The following is an 18,941-nucleotide window of genomic DNA, read 5'->3' on the forward strand; positions in this document are numbered from 1 at the left end:
AGTATCGACATAATATTGCATCGCAATCTTCTAACCTTTTGAGGCATCGTATGGACATTCGTCATGCGAACCACACTGATCTTTCTGCGCTAAATGCACTAGAGCAACAGCTTTTCACCGGAGACAAAATCTCACCACGTCAAATGCGGCGGTTTCTGAAATCGGCACATGCTGCCATTTTTGTTGCCGAATCGGGCACACAATTGGCTGGCTATGCTTTACTTCTGTTTCACCAAGGTACACAGCTATCAAGGTTGTATTCGATTGCCGTAAACCCTGACTTCAGAGGCCGAGGCATTGCCCAACAACTGGTGGGACAATGTGAGCGTGCAGCTCTTGATCAAGGTGCTTGTACATTACGACTAGAAGTCAGGGATGACAATAGGGCAGCGTTAAAATTATATGAAAAAATGGGCTATAAACGGCTCAAAATACTGGTGCATTATTACGATGATCAATGCGACGGGATTCGGATGCAAAAACGGCTCGATCCACATGAACCCCGTTTGGAAATTCCCGTGCCTCTTTATGTCCAGACAACCCCGTTTACATGTGGTGCGGCTTGTCTGTTGATGAGCTTTGCGCGCTTTGAGCCTGCAACCGAACTGACCCGGACTCATGAGCTACAGTTATGGCGAGAGGCAACCACGATCTACATGACATCGGGACATGGCGGATGTAGCGGACACGGCTTGGCACTGGCGGCGGCACGGCGAGGATTTGAGGTTGAGCTATGGAGTCGCTCTTCGACGGTGCCATTCATTGATGGTGTGCGAGACCTGAATAAAAAGTCGGTGATTGAATTAGTCCATCAGGATTTTTGTCAGCAGTTGGCTGGGTATTCGAATGTCACAGTGACTGATATGCCGCCGACACAAGCTCAGTTTGAGGGGTGGTTGGAAGAGGGGGCGAGTGTTTTATTGCTAATCAGCACTTATCGGTTTACGGGAAACAAAGAACCGCACTGGATTTTACTCAGTGGTATGAGTGAACACTTTTTCTTTATTCATGATCCACATGTTGATGATCAGTCTGAGGTCGTTTCTGCTGCTTACATTCCGGTCGGCAAAGCGGTTCTCGCACAAATCATTGGCTATGGCAAACAGAAGCAGACATCTTGTGTGGTGATCCGTAAGGGGAAAGCACTTGAACTATCGAATGAAGCGATTGAATTGAGTTACGCCTAACACGAGCATCCGTAACGTGTTAGGTCAGTGACGATGTGTCTTTGCAGTATGCTTGATGCGCAGCTGCTCAGGCACATTGTTTATAGTCAGAACTTTTTTTATGCTCAGGCATCGTGGCGCATTGTTGCATGCCGAGTTCCTGAACCTGGCGCACCAGCTTCTCTCTTTCTGTGGTGGTTATTTCGCTTGTTTCTGGCGAGCGAAACGTTTCGATTTCAAGTTCTGCAGGGACAAAGACATAATGTTTGTTGAACATTTTTCGATCTCTCTATTTGTTACGGTGGATATGTGATGGTGGAAAAAAGATGCTGCTTGAGTTTAAGCAGCATCGATAGAAAGGTCAAATAATAATCACAAATCTATTAATAATTGAACGATTTGTTTTCTAATTTGTGAGCCTCAGACATCGTAAGTTGTTGAAGCGGTATCACCGCCTGTACCTGTCCAGTTGGTGTGGAAGAACTCACCACGTGGACGGTCAACACGCTCATAGGTATGCGCCCCAAAGTAATCACGTTGCGCCTGAAGCAGGTTTGCAGGCAGACGTGCCGTGGTAAAACCATCCAGGAATGTCAGTGCGGATGTTGTACAAGGCATTGGGATACCGGCTTCCAGAGATTTGGCAGCCACTTTACGCCACGCGGCAAGACACTGATCCAGAATACCTTTAAAGTAAGGATCTGAACCTAAGAAAGCCAGTTCAGGGTTGGCATCATACGCATCGCGGATATTTCCGAGGAATGCGGAACGGATGATACAGCCACCTCGCCACATGAGTGCAACGTTACCGTAGTTCAGTTCCCAGCCGTTCTCATTAGACGCTTCACGCATCAGCATAAAGCCTTGTGCGTAAGAGATGATTTTTGAAGCCAGCAGTGCCTGACGTAATGCATCAAGCCATTCTTGTTTATCACCAGCCACTTTCGCGATGGATTTGCCAAATTGTGCTTCAGCATCAACGCGTTGCTCTTTGAGGGCTGACAAACAACGTGCAAATACAGATTCGCTGATCAAGGTCAGTGGAATACCGAGATCCAGTGCATTGATACCTGTCCATTTCCCCGTACCTTTCTGACCAGCCGTATCGAGAATCTTCTCAACCAGCGGGCTACCATCTTCATCTTTATAGCCAAGAATATCCGCAGTGATCTCGATTAAGTAACTGTTCAGCTCAGTTTTATTCCAATCGCTGAAGGTTTGTTGCATCTCTTCATGACTCAGACCAAGACCGTCTTTCATGAATTGATAAGCTTCAGTAATCAGCTGCATGTCACCATATTCGATGCCGTTGTGCACCATTTTAACAAAGTGACCGGCACCGTCGTTACCAACCCAGTCACAGCAAGGCTCGCCTGTGTCGGTTTTGGCTGAAATGGCCTGAAAGATAGGTTTGACCGCTGGCCATGCCTGTGGTGAACCACCCGGCATGATCGATGGCCCAAAGCGCGCACCTTCTTCACCACCGGATACACCGGTACCGATGAAATGAATGCCTTTTTCTTTCAACGCAGCAACACGACGGTTGGTATCCGGATAGTTGGTATTCCCACCATCGATGATAATATCGCCTTCGTCGAGGAGCGGTGCTAACTGATCGATAAATGCATCAACGACTGAACCGGCACGAACCATCAGCATGACTTTGCGTGGCTTCTCTAGTTTTTCAACCAAATCTTCCAAAGAGTAAGCACCGATAATATTGGTGTCTTTGGCGGGGCCAGCTAAGAATTCATCGACTTTGGATGTGGTCCGGTTGTGTGCCACGACTGTAAAACCATGGTCGTTCATATTAAGAATTAGGTTTTGCCCCATCACCGCAAGACCAATAACACCTATATCGCCTTTCATTGAATTTATCTCCTCACGCAATCTTTGCTGCTGCATCTTTATCTAAATACCACTCAGTCTCTCCTTGAGAGGACTGAACTTTAGCCGCTGGATAAGGTAATGCTTCTGCAGCGGTAGTGTGAATTTCATGGACAATGTCTGCCTTCCCTGCGCCGAGAACCAAATAGCTGATTCGTTTAGCCGCCTGAAGAACTTTGGCACTTTTAGAAACACGCAATTGGCCGGACTCAGGGTGAGAAGCCACGAGTGCCAGTGCAGGATCTTGATAATTGGTTGCGCCGGGGAAGAGTGACGCTGTATGTCCATCGGCACCGACGCCTAACAGAATCCAGTCAAATACTGGGGTTCCGTTTTCAGTCGGGATTTGTGCCAGCATTTCTTCGGTGAAGCGCTCGACTTCAGATGCTGGATCATTTTCCCCTAAAATCCGGTGGATATTCTCTGCCGGAATTTGAATCTGACTAAACAGGAGCGCGTTAGCTTCACCATAGTTGCTTTCCGCATCGTCAGGGGCGACACAGCGTTCATCACCCCACCAAAAATGGAGGTTGTGCCACTGAATTGATGTCGCATAGGGGGCTGATGCCAGCAGCTTGAACAACATTTTAGGCGTGCTACCACCGGACAGAGAGATATGAACAGGGCGTCCCTGTTCACTATAGGTTTTTAAGTCGTCAGCAAGCGAATGCACGACTTCATCGGCAGTTTGAAAAATTTTGTGGTTGATCATAATTCACAATAATCCGTATTGGTTAAATTTTTACAGGGGAATCGCCATTCTCTGCCATCTCTTTGCAGCAGTTCATCCGATTCTTTAGGGCCCCATGTCCCACAGGCATATCCATATAAAGCGGTTGAGTTTTGTTTGTAGTCCAGAATCGGCTGAACAAATTTCCAACAGGCTTCAACCGCATCTGTGCGGGCAAATAGTGTTGCATCGCCGTTTAGGGCATCGAGCAATAAACGCTCATAAGCAGTAAGCATTTTGGTTTCTTCCAGAGAGGTATAATGGAAGTCCATGGATGCTTCTTTTGCTCGGAAACCGGCCCCCGGCTCTTTCAGACCAAAGCACATTAAAATGCCTTCGTCGGGCTGGATGCGGATCACGAGTTTATTTTCTGGTGCGCTCTGAGCAAATACCGGGTGTGGCGTGGGTTTGAAGTGAATGACAACTTCGGTGACGCGGGTCGGTAGTCTTTTTCCACTACGGACATAGAAGGGCACCCCATTCCAACGCCAGTTGTTGATAAACATTTTTAGCGCGACATAGGTTTCGGTGCGTGAATCTTCAGCAACCCCATGTTCATTCCGATAGCCCGGCAGGAATTTTCCCCGGACTTCAGATTCGGTGTATTGTCCAAGCACCAAGTTGTGCTGGAGATCGTCATCACTGAGTGGTTGCAGACTTTGCAGTGCTTTGTTGACTTCATTCCGGATAGAATTCGCATTAATCGCGGCTGGCGGCTCCATCGTGACCATTGCCAGCACTTGCAGCAGATGGTTCTGGAACATGTCTCGTACCGCACCCGAGTTATCGTAGTATCCGCCACGTTCTTCTACACCAAGGAATTCAGCACCGGTGATTTCGACATACTCGATGAAGTTGCGGTTCCAGAGTGGTTCAAACATCCCATTGGCAAAGCGGAAAACCAGCAGGTTTTGTACGGTTTCTTTACCCAAATAATGGTCAATGCGGTAGATTTGATGTTCTTTGAAGTGACGGTGGATTTCGATATCGAGCTCTTGCGCTGACTCAAGGTCATAGCCGAATGGTTTTTCGATGATCAGACGCTTCCAGCCTTGGTCTTCATCGTTTAATCCATGCGCGGCCAGACAACCGGGGATCACGCCATACAGGCTTGGCGGTGTTGCCAGATAGAACAAAGTGTTGCGTTGCTCAAAGTTATATTGATCGGCCAGTGTTTCCAGCCGTTCAGACAATGTCTGATAGTCATCGACCTTGGCGGTATCAATTGCTTGATAATGAAGGTGCTGGCAAAACGATTCCAGCGTTTCAGGAACTGTCTTTTCCAGCTCTTGAAGCGTTTTCTTCAATCTTTCCCGGTAGGAATCATCACTATATTCCGTTCGACTTACACCTAATATTGCAAATGATTTTGGCAGTTGGTTGTTTGCATATAGATGATATAAGGCAGGAATAAGTTTGCGGTAAGTGAGATCGCCGGAAGCACCAAAAATTACGATGCTGCTGTTTTCAGGTATTACCATCATCTTTCCCTTAAAAACGAGGTATTTAGCGTGTGCCAACGGTAACAGCACAATACCAAAATAGAAAATCGGCTCTTTCTATGACAATAATAGGCACGATCAATATCCATGATACCTATCATAAAAGAGCAAAAAACTGATCTCTATTCTCTCTGACAATTTGATTTACATCAACCAAAAGTGTCGCTTCGATCAACTTATTTTGTATATGAGTGTCCGTCTGGTCTGGCTTTTCGTTTTCATGATCATATCTGATGTGTCATTGTTTTCAGGTATTGTTTGACGCGTTTGATGTGGACGTCCGGGTCAATCTGCGTGATCTGTTTTTCTTCCATAAATGTCTCGGCATAACGCTGATACAGTTTGTGTTCCAGAAAGAGTAAATAGAGACGCGGATCCAAATGACCGCTGACGGCCATCTCAGTCATTCGTTCAATGACATCTGACAGCATGTTGACTGGTTGATCCGGTCGCTCACGGAAAGTGAGTGATTCGAAGACATCCGATACCGCAATAATTCTGGCCTGAACCGAGAGTTCTTCGCCTTTTAATCCTCTGGGGAACCCTTGACCATCCATACGTTCATGGTGACATGCTGCAATTTTCGGAATATTTTTCAGATGTTCCGGATAGGGGAGTCTTTCCAGTAACATCAGGGTCTGCATGGTGTGCGAATTGAGGATAAATTGTTCTTCTTCCGTTAATGTGCCATGACGAACGGATAAATTATGCAGCTCACCCCGGTTGTATAGCAGCTCACCCGGTTTGAGTGAAAAACGGTCCTGCCATGTCTCTTTCGAGTAGTTGCCCGATTCCCAAGTCACACAGTGGCTTGGTTTATCGTCAAGTAATTTTTCCATGACGGGCAGCGCTCTCGATTTGCCTGCGCGTTGTTGTTCAATCGGGGAGACCCCGAACTGATCATCGAGTGTGCGCTTCCAACTGCGTTGTGCAATATGATGTAATTTCTCGATTTTTTCATTGGTCATCGGTTCATCGCTGATATTGCACTGGGCAACGAAGACAAACTCTTCATCCAAAGTCTGCTGGGTTGCTTCAAGCTCGGCCAGTAAGGTTGTCTGATCTCTCCCTTCGGCTAGCCCCTTCCAGTAATCCGCTTCTGCCTGAAGTTTGAGCAGTTCGAAACGCATCCGGACTTCATGAATCCGGTTATAAATAGTGTCCAGCTTAGTCGCTTTATTGAAGATATATTCTGGCGTGGTGATTTTTCCGCAGTCATGCAGCCAAGAGGCAACATTTAACTCTTCCCACTGTGCAGCATCCATTTTGAAATAAGGGTAATAATGTGTGTCGGAGACGGTTGCTTCTGCCAACCATTGCACCAAGGCCGGAACGCGCTGGGAATGGCCGCGTGTCTGGGGAGACTTGGTGTCAACCGCAGAAGCAATAAGCTCGATGAATGCGTAGAACACCTCTTTTTGTTGTTGCAGGGTGTCAATATTGTCTTTGGCGATTTGCGCAAAACTCATCAGTTCACGCAGGAAGGCGTGTTTGTCTGATTGCTCCTGAGTAATCGGGCGTTCGTAGCCGAGATTAAGAATACCGATCAGTTGCTGACGGCGATTCAACAGCGGGAACAGGTAAATATCCGTGTTGAATAGCTGGTCACGGTGCTTTTTGATGACGTTATCTTGCTTACTCAGATGAACCACCTCTCCTTTTTGTAATTGTGACTTAAGCCAAGGCGTCTCATTCAGTAAGTCATTGATATCGATTCTGAATGGGATGATGGCATGATTTGTCAGTATGGTGAATGACGCCGTTTCATGGGAGAAAATGTACAGAATGATCGTTTCTGCCCGGGTAATCTGATAGCTCTGCTGGGTGAGTGTTTTTGCCAGTGTATTGAAATCATAATTACTGGCAGTCTTGCGGAGTAACTTCAGCAAATCGTACAGCGTGTGTTCCATTAACTGCAACGACTGAGATAGATTCGCGACTTCTTTAATCATCGATTTCGGGTAACGCGTTTTCTTAAATTCAAATCGTGTAATGCTATCGGAAAGCTGGACCAGATTTTTTAACGGTTTTGCCAGCCTTGAGGCAATCATCGCAACGGTCAGAAAGCAGAAGATGAGTAGAATGATGACCACTTTTATCTGTTGATCCCGCATCGATAATAAATTGGCTAATAGGGCATTGTGTGGGGTTGCTTCTGCTAACATGAGAGTGACGTAAGGATTTAATGTCACGGGGGTCAACGTTAAAGACCAATCCTTGTCTCCATCATTGACGGTTTCATAAAGAACCTGACTACTGATCCGATGGAGAATCGGTGTAAATAATGATTTCTCCAGCTTGCTGTGATTTTCTGCCGGGGTATTGTTTACCGATACACCGGCATCATGCTGAGCCAAGACGTTATACTTTTGATCAAACAGGATGAGCTTTGTATCTTCAGAAAAGCCAATGGCATCGATTTGTTTCGACAGAGAATCCAGTGTGAAATCAGCGCCAACCACTTTGTGACCATCGGGTGAGCGTCGTGACAGCGTTACGCCGTGAGTTTTCAGAAAATAGAAGAAATAGGGCTCTGTCAGCCGAATTTTTCCGTCGAGCTGAGCGGAGAGAAACCAAGGACGTCCACGCGGGTCAAACTGGTTATCAAAGGTCTGACGGTGGCTAATTTGCTGGAATTGTTCATCAAGGAAAAAGATATCACTCTGTCCACTGATTTGGGTTTGCTGTGCATACAAGACGGCTTTTTTCGGTGCATTGAAGCGCCTGATATCTTGTTCATTCAACAGTGGGCGCAAGATGGTGAAATCACCATTGTCGTCGGCAAAGTAGATAGCAACCAAATTGGGATTCTTTTGAAATACCAGTGCCATTGATGCCAGCCAGCGTTTATCGTCAATCGGTGAATGCTCCTTTTCGACAAACGTGCTGAATGCAAGGAAATCCAGTGTGGTCAGGATCGGGCCAATACTTTGTTTATATTCGGTTTCGATTTTACGGCTGTTTTCATAACTGAGCTGTTTTGCGGTTTCGGTGAGTAATGCTTGGGCATGGTTATAACTGATCAGGATTAAAACGCCACCAACGATTGAAGTTAAAATCAGGAATAAACTGCCAATATGAAGACTAAGGGAATAGCGACGTAATTTCATAAATATGTCCGTAAATCGAGCCGTTATAGAAAATAAGTATCCGTGAATAGGGTATAAGTATTGTCGAATGTGGTCAGGTTGCAAAAAAACCGTTGAAATTGGTGATAGCCAGTCACAAAGTGCATGATATAGTTTTGTGTGGGAGAGAAAAGGGAGGCTTTATGGATATTGTTGTTGATACACATACGCATACTTATGCAAGTGGTCATGCTTATAGTACGTTGCTTGAAAATGTCAGTGTTGCGAAAGCAAATGGGCTAAAAATTTTATGTACGACCGATCATGCCGAGCGGATGCCGGGAGCCCCTCACCCTTGGTTTTTTGCCAACCAGAGAGTGATTCCTCGCTTTTTAAATGACGTCGCCATTATGCGTGGTGTGGAAGCTAATATTTTAAATACCGAAGGCGAAATTGATCTACATCCGCATGTGCTGGCGCAACTTGACTGGGTGATTGGCAGTTTTCATGAGCCGGTGTTTGCACCTGTTGATAAACAGATCCATACCCAAGCATTGCTGAGTGTGATTGAACGTGGCGAAGTGGACGCCTTGGGACATTTGGGAAATCCCAGATATGATTTTGACTTTGAGGCTGTGATTCAGTGTGCAGCCGAACACCATGTTGCGATTGAGATTAATAATAGTACTTTGCTGGGACATAGCCGGGTCGGCAGCGTTGAACGCTGTTACGAGATTGGCCGTCTTGCCAAGTTGTATGGCGCCCCAGTGACCACCGGCAGCGATGCTCACTTTTGTCACGCTGTCGGCGAGTTGAGTCTCGCCCGGGAACTGATCAAAAAGGTAGCGATTCCCGCAGAGCAGGTGATTACACACAGTGCCCGCCAGTTTTTGCAGTTTTTGGCATTGCGCGGGCGTGAGGCGATTCCTGAGTTTGATGCAATACGATAAAAAGTGATGTAGGTGAGAATGGCGTAATCGCCATCAGAGATAGTTTGTCAAAAAGTGAGTTTATCTTAAGATGGTAAAAGAATATCAGTAAGTCATAAACATAATAAGGAAGTGATGCAATGTTAAAAAAAATAACAATACTATTATTGGTGATGTGTGTTTCTCCGGTCTGGGCGCATAGTGATGATGTGCACTCGTCCATGAGACAGATGAAAAAAGCCTTCGTTGATGCAGCGCAGTCTTCTAGTGTTGAAGAGATGAAAGGAGCAATGGGGCGACTTGATGAAATCGTCAGTCACCTCAAACAAGGGAATTATTCGGGTGACAGAGGGAAAACAATGGAGGAAGGTTTTCAAAAACTGGCTGTTGCCATTGATCAGGTTGAGTCTGAACTCAGTCAGGGTAATTTACAAAGTGCCAAAGATAAGCTCAGAGCAATTGATGAATTGAGATCAGAATATCATCGCAAGGTGAGATGATCTTTGCAGAGATGACCCGTAAGGTTTCGTTGCTTGGCAGGTTCGGTCGTCGCTCCAAAAGCAGATTCTGCAAAAACATGTGCTGAAAACGCTGTGCTTCCCTGCAACGAGACTTTTGCTTCACACCAAGTCCTTGATGTTGTCAAACCGCTTATTTTCAAACTGACAGTTTTCAAAGCGACAGTCTTTAAACCCAAAGCTTTTAAACCAAAAGCTTTTAAACCAAGGCTTCCAAATCCAATATGTTCAAGCTGAGTTAGAGCGCAACGCTCTCAAACTCAAAAGGACATGCGCTGACGACTCGGGAAAACATACAAGATGAATAACCTAAACGATTAACGTTCTTCATCCGGTTCTTGGATTTGATAGAGTGTTTTTTCCTGATTTTCACAAACATCTTTGCAATTACAGGCACGCTCCACGCCGATAGAAGACAAACCGCCACAGCTCCCCTGAATGGATCGACGATGGAACAGGACCCCGATCGCCATGCCAGTAATTAAGATGATAAATACAACAAATGTCAGTAGGTAAGTCACGGATACCTCCTTTCGCGTTGGTTCTGCAATGAATTTGGGACGAACAACGCTCTTGATAAAAGTGTAGTTGATAAAACGGTGCCAAAGCAACCACCGACCAATGAGGAACGAATACCGATATGATCAGCGGATTGCAGCGCTTGTTCATCGTGCGGAACACATAAACAATTCGCACAGCATAAACCTTATTTATAGCATATGCTACATATAAATACGTTGTATCGCCTATAAATTGACTTTGAGGGTTTGCCCGCTGTCGCTGCTCTTGAGCGCAAGTTCTATCAGACGAATTGCATTTAAGGCCTCATGCGCTGTCACTGGCGGAGGTGTGCCCTGACGAATTGAGTCGGCTAACTGAACAAAGTAGTGCTCATAGCCACCTTGTTCATTCGGAATCAATTCAACATGCGTTTCAGTCGAGAGTTGTCCTTGGTTTTCCTCAAATTCTTGGCACTGCTGCTGTTTCTCAATACAACCGCTGGTTTTGAGCCATGACTCTTGCGGATCAAGCCCCATTTTGATGTATTTTGCTTTGGTGCCCAGAATCTTATAGCGCAAATTGTCACCGGGACTATATGGGTTGGCATGCAGTTGGACCAGAAAAGTCGGGTAGTGCAATAGCAGGTTGAAGAAGTCTGTTGCCCCATCGGCCTGACGCATTGAGCGGCATTGCGCAGTGAGGGCATCCGGAGAACCGAACAGTTCGAGGACCTGATCGATGAGATGAGGCGCGAGATCATAAAGTATACCAGCGCCTTCGACGTCTGCTGATTCACGCCAACGGGCTCTGACCTCCGGACGATAACGATCAAAATGGGATTCGAACCATTTGACATCGCCCAGTCTGCCTGCCGCGAGCAACTTTTTCACAGTGAGGAAATCGTTATCCCAACGGCGGTTGTGGTAAACACTGAGTGTGAGTTGTTTTTCTTGAGCAATGCGGATCAAGGTTTCTCCGTCAGACACCCGAGTGACGAATGGCTTTTCGATAACGACATGTTTACCGTGTTCCAGCGCCATTTTTGCCAACGAGAAGTGCACATCATTGGGGGCTGTAATGATCACCAGTTCCGCATCTGACTGTGCAAGTAAACGGTCTGCGCTTTCATAACAGGTGACGGCTGGATATTGTGCCGCAATCACGTCTTGCTGACGGCTGCTAATGGCGCAAAACTGAAACTGGGGTAAAGACTCAAGGAACGGAATATGAAATGTTTTGGCTGAATAGCCATAGCCAATCACGGCCGTTTTAATGGGGTGGGACATCATCTTTACCTCTTCATTCTCGTTGGCGTTAAATTTCTGTGACTGATCAACATCATGACGGAGTCAGTGAGCTTGATCAATCAATGTCTGCTCAAGACCGTTGTATCGTGAGAACGACCCGTCCGAGAATGCGGACTTTATTCGTATCGATACTTACCGCTTCCTCAGAAAACATGATGCGTACTTGCTGTTCCGGCAACCGTTGTGCAGTGTGAAGCACGATTCTGCCATCGATATCCATCAGATAACGGCCGGCAACAATCTCCTGAATATGTTGATCGATCAGGTAGATTGCATCTGTCGTTTCGACTTCTATCGTTGAGGCCGCTTTTAGTTGAAGTTCATGCATTCTTTGTGCGGCATAGGGTGATTCGCCAGTACTGATTAACGCCCCGTGTTTAAGACTGAATCGCTGGAGAATTACGGTGGCGTGCTGATAAATCTGCCGTGTTTCTGACGGAGATTGGTAAAAGTTCGCCTGATCCTGTATTTGAGGCATGAATTCATGACTTTCCCATAACGAAGGATGGATATCTTTACATGGATAGTCCCTCGGTAAAGCGAGTTGTTTGACGGGAATCCCCAGTGAAAGATGCAGCCGGACAATCAGCTCATGAGAGGTTCGGTTATGGGCATTCCAAGTACTGAAAGTCGATTTTGGAATATTCAGAAAATTGGATAATGCGATATAATCTTTGCACTGAGTCTGGAGTTTTAAATTGTTAGTAAATGCCGTTCCTTTTAAGTAAGAAAACGTCTTTATATTGTCATTTGACATCCTGAAGCCCTATTTTAGTATGGTTTTAGTATGAGATTGCCCGTGTAAGCTTTATCTGTTTTAAGGAGAGAATTAAGATTCTGACATCAGATTTAAACCGGTTATATCTCCCTCACCGGACAAGTGAAAAAATAATATCACTGCCTGCTCGGGAGGACAGACAAATGGTCGTGTACTCCGTCGCAAAAGACATGATTGATTGGCTGTTTATGACCCGTTTACTTCTGTCGTGCTTATTTTTTGTCAGAACCGTTTGCCATGAAAACGGTATAACTTATGGAGTAGATGAAGCATATGCTATTAGAAGATCAGGATTTTTTTGTTGAATCAGTGGCGTTTGTTCTTGATGCGGTGGCACAAGATCAAATCGGAAATAGTCGGGCGGATATCGGTATTTATTTGATTAGCTTATTAATCGCTGATCAGAAACTTAGGTCGGGAATCAGCGTAGAGTCATGACTAGGTGATATATCTATCAGTATAAGATATGAAAAAAGGGAGGGAAATATAATATATTCAAGATAATAATATATCTTGTTTACAGATGAATATATTCTATTGCATATGTTGTGTTAATGAATATATGGGATGACATGAGGTAATTCATATTTATGAATTACCTCATTTTAATTGGGGTATATATTTTATGATTGAAATTCAATGATAATGTATTATGCTTTGTCATCCTTATGAATTATATCTTTATTACGCTGATTGACCTTTATCATTACGTGTCATTAGCAAGTATTCATCACGAAACAGGAGATGATCATGAAAACAGTTGGCTACGCAGCATACAATCAAGGTGCAACTTTGGAACCGTATGCATTTGAACGCAGGGAACTGAGAGAGAATGATGTTGCAATCGAAATTCTTTACTGCGGTGTGTGCCATTCGGATCTGCACTCGGTTCGTAATGATTGGGGCGGCTCAACTTACCCGCTTGTGCCGGGACACGAAATTATCGGACGAGTGACTGCCGTCGGGTCAGATGTATCCCGTTATAAGGTTGGTGACACTGTCGGAGTTGGCTGCATGGTTGATTCATGTCAGCACTGTGATCAGTGTGAAGCAGGGGAAGAACAGTTTTGTCGTGAAGGGATGACCGCTACGTATGGTGGTCAGGATCGCCATACACATGAACCCACACAAGGTGGATACTCACGCCATGTGGTCGTTCGTGAGGAGTTTGTGCTAGCCATTCCGCAATCGTTGGATCTTTCTCGTGTTGCACCGCTGTTATGTGCCGGTATTACCACTTACTCACCACTCAAAGCTTGGGATGTCAAAGCCGGGACAAGAGTCGCTGTGCTGGGACTGGGTGGTCTTGGTCATATGGCTGTGAAACTTGCAGTGGCAATGGGCGCTATCGTGACAGTTGTTGGTCGGACTGATTCGAAGGTTGAAGATGCAAAAGCATTAGGTGCGCAGCATTATTTGATCTCTTCAGATGAAGCAGCGATGGCACAAGCGCAATCTAGCTTTGATTTGATCATTGATACCATTCCGGTCAAACATGATGTCACCGGTTATATCCCGTTAATGGATGTCAATGGCACACTGGTTATCGTTGGTCAGGTGGGGCCACTGGATGAACCATCAACATTACCGATGATTTTTGGCCGTCGTCGAATTGCAGGCTCTCTGATCGGGGGAATTCAGGAAACACAAGACATGCTAGATTTCTGTGGTGAACATAATGTGTTGCCTGAGTGTGAAATGATCCGGATGGATGAAATCAATGAAGCCTATGAACGTATGGAACGTTCTGATGTTCGCTATCGTTTCGTCATTGATATGGCAACGATGCCGGAAAGCGCATAACCGATATACGATTTGCTGTCTGTATGCGTGTTATCACTGATGCAGATATGATGTAAAAAAATGCACCTGCGGGTGCATTTTTTATGCGCATGGTAGACGCTCTCTTTTGTCAGTGACGACAGATGTCGTGATTACCGATGCGATAAGTTGTTACCGGTATGTGTAGGTAATTGCATCGCTGTATCGATTTCGGTGTTTAGTATCAGTGAGACCGATTTGACTTCGACGGTTTGTCCCCAAAAGTCAGTGATTAGGAAATCATAAGGGCCGATACCAAATCCATTGTTTTTGACAAAGTAGTTATAGGGTTTACGCTCTAGCTGAGTGTAGTCATTGCCTGAACCGGAGACCCGGTATGACATGGCCACGATCGGATATTTATGATCACGGACCTGAATGGCAGTCCACCACTGGCTGGATCCTTCTTTAAAATATAACTTCATATTTCCGGCTTGTTCGTTCGCAACATACTTCCAGGAAATTGGAATACGACCGGCTACAAGCGGTGAAATTTCAGCAAAAGCATCTTGATCCAGATCGACATCCCCTTTGGCACATTCCGGACATTGGTCGTCGATACGCACGGTGACGGTCTGGTTGGTGTTCATATTGGTCACTTCAATCACGGCACCGCAAGCCGCTGAACCATCATAGTCCGTTGCGTTCATTGCTGCGGTATAGATGGTGTCATCCGGCATTGGAAAACTACAGTTGCCGCCACCGCCATAGCCATAAAATGTGCCTTCGCCGGTGTGGACTGAACTATCTGCAAAAACTGCAAAACTTGATCCGCAAAATAAAATACTGATGATGAATAATAGGTTAGATATTTTTTTCATAAAAGCCTCGCTGTACGTTGAAAATACACCCTTGAATCTCGGTGACTGAGATTCACTTAAGCAGTTTAATGCATATATTGCTGATGAATGTGTCGTGGCGGTCAACTATTGTGAAAAAGGATGCCGTCATCGGCGAATCGCGATGAGCATGCCACGGTAACTGGCAACACGTTGTGATGGTGTAAAATTGTAAAATCAGGTCAGATTTCCATAAGCTTTTCCCTGTCATGTCTCGTAATCTAAGAAGCTCAGACATGTTTGTTCTGAAATAATGTTGCACAAGGATTCCGTGTTGATGATTATTTTCCGTCCCGCTCAATTGAGTGATATCCAACAAATCGAACGTTTGGCCCATGAAAGCGGTCCGATGGTGTATACCTTACCTGCGCAGCGTTCTCATCTGATTAAGAAAGTCGAACGTTCAATCGATTCGTTTCGGCAAGCGGTTTTCTCTCCGGGTGAGGAGAGTTATTTTTTCGTGCTGGAAGAAACGCTGACCGGACAAATTCTCGGAACGGGTGCAATCAACGCACTGGCCGGATACCAGGAACCCTTTTACGCGCTACGTAACGATATCTTGATCCATTCCTCCCGGGAGTTGAAAGTTCATAGCCGTATTCATGCGCTGACCATGACCCATGATCTGAGTGACCACTCTCAGCTTTGCTCTTTCTATGTGATTCCGTCATTGAAAAATAGCCTCTATCCGGCGCTGATTACCTTAGGCAGATTGCTGTTTATGTCGATCCATCCGGAGCGCTTTACAACCGATTGGCTGGCCGTGATTCCGGGCGTGGCGGATGAAGATGGCCGCGCTCCGTTTTGGGAACATGTAGGCAGAAAATTTTTCCGGATCGATTACAACCAAGTGGAATACTACAACGGTACCCGGGATAAAACGTTTATTGCCGAACTGATGCCACATCATCCGCTGTATGTACCTCTGATTCATGAAGAAGCCCAAGCGGTGATGGGGCAGGTCCATCCCGATGCGGCACTACAATGTGGATTACTGAGTGATCAGGGCTTTGAGCCGGATAAATATGTTGAAATTTTCGATGCCGGTCCGATTCTGACGGCGAACCGAAATACGCTCGATATCTGGCAGCATCATAAATTGTGCCGCGTAAAAGTTGTCGAGGGGCTTCCCCAACGCAGAACATATTTGATAGGCGTCAGTCATGAGACAGATTTCCGTGCGGTGATGGGAGAAGGATGGCTGGAAGGGTCGACGTTGTTGCTTGAGCCACAAACGTTGCAGATGCTGGCAATGCGTCATCCAGACGGCATTGAGACGGGAAACCAGATCTGGTGTTTTCCTGTCAGTGACACAGCTGAAACTCGTCTATAGTGAACATAAACCATTCAGGGATAATGAAAAATGATGGTGATCCGTCCGGTTGCAAGGAGCGACCGCAATGCAATAACAGCACTGGCGACCAAAACGGGCGTCGGTTTCACTTCGTTGCAAAATGACGAAAGTCAGTTAAACGATCGGATTGAGCGGATGCGACGGACTTGGGAGCAACAAGTCCCACGCGAGGCGCAGGGATATCTGTTTGTATTAGAAGACAGCGATACCGGTAACGTGGTGGGCATCAGTGGGATCGAAGCGGCCATCGGGTTAAATGAACCTTGGTATAACTATCGCGTCGGGACGCTGGTTCATGCCTCTAAAGCTTTGGATGTTTATACGCAGATGCCGACGCTGTTTCTCAGTAATGACCATACCGGTTATAGCGAATTATGTACTTTATTTCTCGACCCGGAATATCGCCACGGTAAAAACGGCCATCTGTTGTCCAAAAGTCGGTTGTTATTTATTGCGACATTTCCAGACCGTTTCGCCACTAAATTAATTGCTGAAATGCGAGGGGTTTCCGATCAACAAGGACATTCACCGTTCTGGGAAAGTCTCGGGCGTCATTTCTTTGCCATTGATTTTGCGCATGCGGATTATCTCACGGGAGTCGGGCAGAAATCGTTTATTGCTGAACTGATGCCCAAACATCCGTTGTATGTTGATTTCCTCAGCGATGAAGCCAGAGCCGTAATTGCTCAGGTTCATCCCAGTACGATTCCGGCGCGGAAAATTCTTGAAAGTGAAGGGATGCGCTACGAAGGGTATGTCGATATTTTCGATGCCGGGCCGACACTTGAAGCCTACATTGATGATTTACGCGTGGTGCGTAAATCTCAGGCACGAATCGTGAAAATCACGCAAACAGAAGAATCCGGGCCGATTCACTGTTTGATCGGTAATGAAAGCTTTAGCGACTATCGGGTCATTACCGGCACGCCGCAAGTCACCGAATCTCACGTCTTATTGACCAGTATGCAGGCACAAGCGCTGCGCGTAACCGATGGTGACTCGGTGCGTCTGGCCCCACTTTTTGCACAGGAGAATTTCTCATGAGTCAGCCAAGCCTTTATCTCAATGGTGTCTGGAGCGACGGACACGGTGATGTGTTTGACAAACGTAATCCAGCGACGAACGCGGTGATCTGGTCAGCAAATGCTGCGGCACCGGACGATGTAGAACAGGCCGTTGCAGCCGCTCGTCAGGCATTTCCGATCTGGTCTCAGACGCCCATGGCAGAACGTCTCGCATTACTGGAACAGTTTGTCCAGCGTTTGAGTGAGCGCAAAGCGGAACTGGCTGAAGTGATTGCCCAAGAAACGGGAAAAGTGCGTTGGGAAGCATTGACCGAAGTACAGGGGATGATGAATAAAATTCAGGTGTCGATTCAGGCTTACCAAGAACGGACCGGAGAGAAAGTGGCTGAGATTGCGGGGGGAAAAGCAGTGCTTCGTCACCGTCCGCATGGCGTATTGGCTGTTTTCGGGCCGTATAATTTCCCCGGTCATCTACCGAACGGACATATCGTGCCAGCGTTGATTGCCGGGAACTGTGTGGTGTTTAAACCGAGTGAGCTGACGCCGTGGACGGCGCAAATGACATTGGAGATATGGCATAGTGCCGGTTTGCCTGCCGGAGTGATTAATCTCGTACAGGGCGGTAAAGACATCGGAATCGCGTTGTCTTCTCATCCGCAAATCGATGGGTTGCTGTTTACTGGTAGCGCGAATACCGGTTATCACCTCCATCGTCAAATGGGCGGACAGCCGGAAAAAATTCTGGCGCTTGAAATGGGGGGTAACAATCCGATGGTGATCGAGTCTTACGATCATTTGGATGCTGCGATCAATTTGGTGATTCAATCTGCTTTTATCTCTTCCGGGCAGCGCTGTACTTGTGCCCGACGGCTATTAGTCAAGCAAGGCACCGATGGCGATCGCCTGATCGAACGGCTGGTGGCGGTTACTCGCCAGATTCGTGTGGATCGCTGGGATGCTCAGCCAGAGCCATTCATGGGGGCGGTGGTGTCGAACCAAGCTGCGGATGCCTTGTTTGAAACACAGCAATATTTGTGTGATTTAGGCGCGAAACCCTTACTTGCCATGACTCGCCCCGATCCGAATACCGCTCTGGTCACGCCCGGGATTCTGGATGTATCTGATGTCCGTGAACTGCCGGATGAAGAATATTTTGGGCCATTGCTCAGTGTGATGCGTTATCAGACTCTGGCGGAGGCCATCGACATTGCTAATCAGACTCGTTTTGGATTGTCTGCCGGGATTATTTCGACCCAGCGCGATGATTATGAGCAGTTCGCTGCAACCGTGCGAGCCGGGATTGTTAACTGGAACCGCCCACTGACAGGGGCTGCGCCAACCGCACCATTCGGGGGGATTGGAGTCTCGGGTAACCATCGTCCGAGTGCATTCTACAGTGCAGATTTTTGTGCATGGCCAATGGCCTCAGTAGAAGCTGAACAGCTCACTATGCCGGCATCCGTATCTCCGGGGCTGGATTTTTCTGCCACAGCAGATGATGCAAAGTAAACCGTGA

General features: G+C 46.5%; 17 protein-coding genes. 8 read left to right on the plus strand and 9 right to left on the minus strand.

Annotated elements, in window-relative coordinates:
* The first annotated feature begins 50 nt into the window (after positions 1–50).
* Positions 51–1,187 carry a GNAT family N-acetyltransferase/peptidase C39 family protein gene (locus tag BSQ33_RS16300; protein WP_088134679.1) on the plus strand — a complete coding sequence of 379 codons (1,137 nt, stop codon included), beginning with the start codon at positions 51–53 and terminating at the stop codon, positions 1,185–1,187.
* A 67-nt stretch (positions 1,188–1,254) separates the two neighbouring features.
* On the opposite strand, the gene BSQ33_RS16305 is transcribed toward BSQ33_RS16300, so the two are convergent.
* The 5 genes from BSQ33_RS16305 to BSQ33_RS16325 all read right to left on the minus strand — a co-directional run bounded on the left by BSQ33_RS16305 (position 1,255) and on the right by BSQ33_RS16325 (position 8,395).
* Positions 1,255–1,443 (minus strand): hypothetical protein, encoded by a 189-nt coding sequence (locus BSQ33_RS16305; protein WP_088134680.1) that lies wholly within the window; start codon positions 1,441–1,443, stop codon positions 1,255–1,257.
* A 143-nt stretch (positions 1,444–1,586) separates the two neighbouring features.
* Positions 1,587–3,035, minus strand: coding sequence for a decarboxylating NADP(+)-dependent phosphogluconate dehydrogenase (gene gnd, locus BSQ33_RS16310; protein WP_021019160.1), 1,449 nt, complete (start codon positions 3,033–3,035; stop codon positions 1,587–1,589).
* A gap of 13 nt (positions 3,036–3,048) precedes the next feature.
* Positions 3,049–3,765: a 6-phosphogluconolactonase gene (pgl, locus tag BSQ33_RS16315; RefSeq protein ID WP_021019161.1), complete on the minus strand. Its 717-nt coding sequence runs from the start codon at positions 3,763–3,765 to the stop codon at positions 3,049–3,051.
* The gene (gene zwf / locus BSQ33_RS16320) at positions 3,762–5,264 is read right to left on the minus strand and encodes a glucose-6-phosphate dehydrogenase (RefSeq protein WP_021019162.1); all 1,503 of its coding nucleotides are present in this window, start codon (positions 5,262–5,264) and stop codon (positions 3,762–3,764) included. Before zwf ends, pgl begins: the two co-directional genes overlap by 4 nt.
* Positions 5,265–5,509: 245 nt before the next feature.
* Positions 5,510–8,395: an HD domain-containing phosphohydrolase gene (locus tag BSQ33_RS16325; RefSeq protein ID WP_021019163.1), complete on the minus strand. Its 2,886-nt coding sequence runs from the start codon at positions 8,393–8,395 to the stop codon at positions 5,510–5,512.
* Positions 8,396–8,556: 161 nt separating this feature from the next.
* Here BSQ33_RS16325 and BSQ33_RS16330 point away from each other — a divergent pair, with 161 nt between their 5' ends.
* Together BSQ33_RS16330 and BSQ33_RS16335 are read left to right on the plus strand one after the other, a co-directional pair.
* Positions 8,557–9,303 (plus strand): phosphatase, encoded by a 747-nt coding sequence (locus BSQ33_RS16330; protein ID WP_088134682.1) that lies wholly within the window; start codon positions 8,557–8,559, stop codon positions 9,301–9,303.
* 119 nt (positions 9,304–9,422) lie between these two features.
* Positions 9,423–9,782 (plus strand): cytochrome b562, encoded by a 360-nt coding sequence (locus tag BSQ33_RS16335; protein ID WP_021019165.1) that lies wholly within the window; start codon positions 9,423–9,425, stop codon positions 9,780–9,782.
* Between the two features lie 335 nt (positions 9,783–10,117).
* On the opposite strand, the gene nqrM is transcribed toward BSQ33_RS16335, so the two are convergent.
* The 3 genes from nqrM to BSQ33_RS16350 all read right to left on the minus strand — a co-directional run bounded on the left by nqrM (position 10,118) and on the right by BSQ33_RS16350 (position 12,365).
* A complete protein-coding gene (gene nqrM / locus BSQ33_RS16340) occupies positions 10,118–10,321 on the minus strand; it encodes a (Na+)-NQR maturation NqrM (RefSeq protein ID WP_021019166.1) in 204 nt (67 codons plus the stop codon).
* Positions 10,322–10,546: 225 nt separating this feature from the next.
* Complete coding sequence (locus BSQ33_RS16345) at positions 10,547–11,590, minus strand: oxidoreductase (RefSeq protein ID WP_088134683.1); 1,044 nt, start codon at positions 11,588–11,590, stop codon at positions 10,547–10,549.
* An 88-nt stretch (positions 11,591–11,678) separates the two neighbouring features.
* Positions 11,679–12,365, minus strand: coding sequence for a helix-turn-helix domain-containing protein (locus BSQ33_RS16350; protein ID WP_088134684.1), 687 nt, complete (start codon positions 12,363–12,365; stop codon positions 11,679–11,681).
* A gap of 285 nt (positions 12,366–12,650) precedes the next feature.
* Here BSQ33_RS16350 and BSQ33_RS21635 point away from each other — a divergent pair, with 285 nt between their 5' ends.
* Positions 12,651–12,824 (plus strand): hypothetical protein, encoded by a 174-nt coding sequence (locus BSQ33_RS21635; protein WP_021019169.1) that lies wholly within the window; start codon positions 12,651–12,653, stop codon positions 12,822–12,824.
* A gap of 312 nt (positions 12,825–13,136) precedes the next feature.
* On the plus strand, positions 13,137–14,189 hold the full coding sequence (locus tag BSQ33_RS16355; RefSeq protein WP_021019170.1) for an NAD(P)-dependent alcohol dehydrogenase: 1,053 nt from the start codon (positions 13,137–13,139) through the stop codon (positions 14,187–14,189).
* Between the two features lie 131 nt (positions 14,190–14,320).
* Here the strand turns inward: BSQ33_RS16355 and BSQ33_RS16360 are convergent, their stop codons facing one another.
* On the minus strand, positions 14,321–15,028 hold the full coding sequence (locus tag BSQ33_RS16360) for an expansin EXLX1 family cellulose-binding protein (RefSeq protein ID WP_088134685.1): 708 nt from the start codon (positions 15,026–15,028) through the stop codon (positions 14,321–14,323).
* A 295-nt stretch (positions 15,029–15,323) separates the two neighbouring features.
* Between BSQ33_RS16360 and BSQ33_RS16365 the strand changes: the two genes are divergently transcribed.
* The 3 genes from BSQ33_RS16365 to astD are packed head-to-tail and all read left to right on the plus strand — an operon-like array spanning position 15,324 to position 18,934.
* Positions 15,324–16,379: an arginine N-succinyltransferase gene (locus BSQ33_RS16365; RefSeq protein WP_088134686.1), complete on the plus strand. Its 1,056-nt coding sequence runs from the start codon at positions 15,324–15,326 to the stop codon at positions 16,377–16,379.
* Between the two features lie 30 nt (positions 16,380–16,409).
* A complete protein-coding gene (gene astA, locus BSQ33_RS16370; protein WP_088134687.1) occupies positions 16,410–17,444 on the plus strand; it encodes an arginine N-succinyltransferase in 1,035 nt (344 codons plus the stop codon).
* Positions 17,441–18,934 (plus strand): succinylglutamate-semialdehyde dehydrogenase, encoded by a 1,494-nt coding sequence (gene astD / locus BSQ33_RS16375; protein WP_088134688.1) that lies wholly within the window; start codon positions 17,441–17,443, stop codon positions 18,932–18,934. The genes astA and astD overlap by 4 nt, the downstream gene beginning before the upstream one ends.
* Positions 18,935–18,941: the final 7 nt, after the last annotated feature.

Origin of the sequence: Vibrio gazogenes (genome assembly GCF_002196515.1) — a bacterium.
GTDB classification, from domain to species: Bacteria; Pseudomonadota; Gammaproteobacteria; order Enterobacterales; family Vibrionaceae; genus Vibrio; species Vibrio gazogenes_A.

Bases quoted from the DNA above. Each gene is read 5' to 3' on its own strand.
- BSQ33_RS16300 (WP_088134679.1), top strand. From the start codon at position 51: ATGGACATTCGTCATGCGAACCACACTGATCTTTCTGCGCTAAATGCA.
- BSQ33_RS16305 (WP_088134680.1), bottom strand. From the start codon at position 1,443: ATGTTCAACAAACATTATGTCTTTGTCCCTGCAGAACTTGAAATCGAA.
- gnd (WP_021019160.1), bottom strand. From the start codon at position 3,035: ATGAAAGGCGATATAGGTGTTATTGGTCTTGCGGTGATGGGGCAAAAC.
- pgl (WP_021019161.1), bottom strand. From the start codon at position 3,765: ATGATCAACCACAAAATTTTTCAAACTGCCGATGAAGTCGTGCATTCG.
- zwf (WP_021019162.1), bottom strand. From the start codon at position 5,264: ATGGTAATACCTGAAAACAGCAGCATCGTAATTTTTGGTGCTTCCGGC.
- BSQ33_RS16325 (WP_021019163.1), bottom strand. From the start codon at position 8,395: ATGAAATTACGTCGCTATTCCCTTAGTCTTCATATTGGCAGTTTATTC.
- BSQ33_RS16330 (WP_088134682.1), top strand. From the start codon at position 8,557: ATGGATATTGTTGTTGATACACATACGCATACTTATGCAAGTGGTCAT.
- BSQ33_RS16335 (WP_021019165.1), top strand. From the start codon at position 9,423: ATGTTAAAAAAAATAACAATACTATTATTGGTGATGTGTGTTTCTCCG.
- BSQ33_RS16345 (WP_088134683.1), bottom strand. From the start codon at position 11,590: ATGATGTCCCACCCCATTAAAACGGCCGTGATTGGCTATGGCTATTCA.
- BSQ33_RS16350 (WP_088134684.1), bottom strand. From the start codon at position 12,365: ATGTCAAATGACAATATAAAGACGTTTTCTTACTTAAAAGGAACGGCA.
- BSQ33_RS21635 (WP_021019169.1), top strand. From the start codon at position 12,651: ATGAAGCATATGCTATTAGAAGATCAGGATTTTTTTGTTGAATCAGTG.
- BSQ33_RS16355 (WP_021019170.1), top strand. From the start codon at position 13,137: ATGAAAACAGTTGGCTACGCAGCATACAATCAAGGTGCAACTTTGGAA.
- BSQ33_RS16360 (WP_088134685.1), bottom strand. From the start codon at position 15,028: ATGAAAAAAATATCTAACCTATTATTCATCATCAGTATTTTATTTTGC.
- BSQ33_RS16365 (WP_088134686.1), top strand. From the start codon at position 15,324: ATGATTATTTTCCGTCCCGCTCAATTGAGTGATATCCAACAAATCGAA.
- astA (WP_088134687.1), top strand. From the start codon at position 16,410: ATGATGGTGATCCGTCCGGTTGCAAGGAGCGACCGCAATGCAATAACA.
- astD (WP_088134688.1), top strand. From the start codon at position 17,441: ATGAGTCAGCCAAGCCTTTATCTCAATGGTGTCTGGAGCGACGGACAC.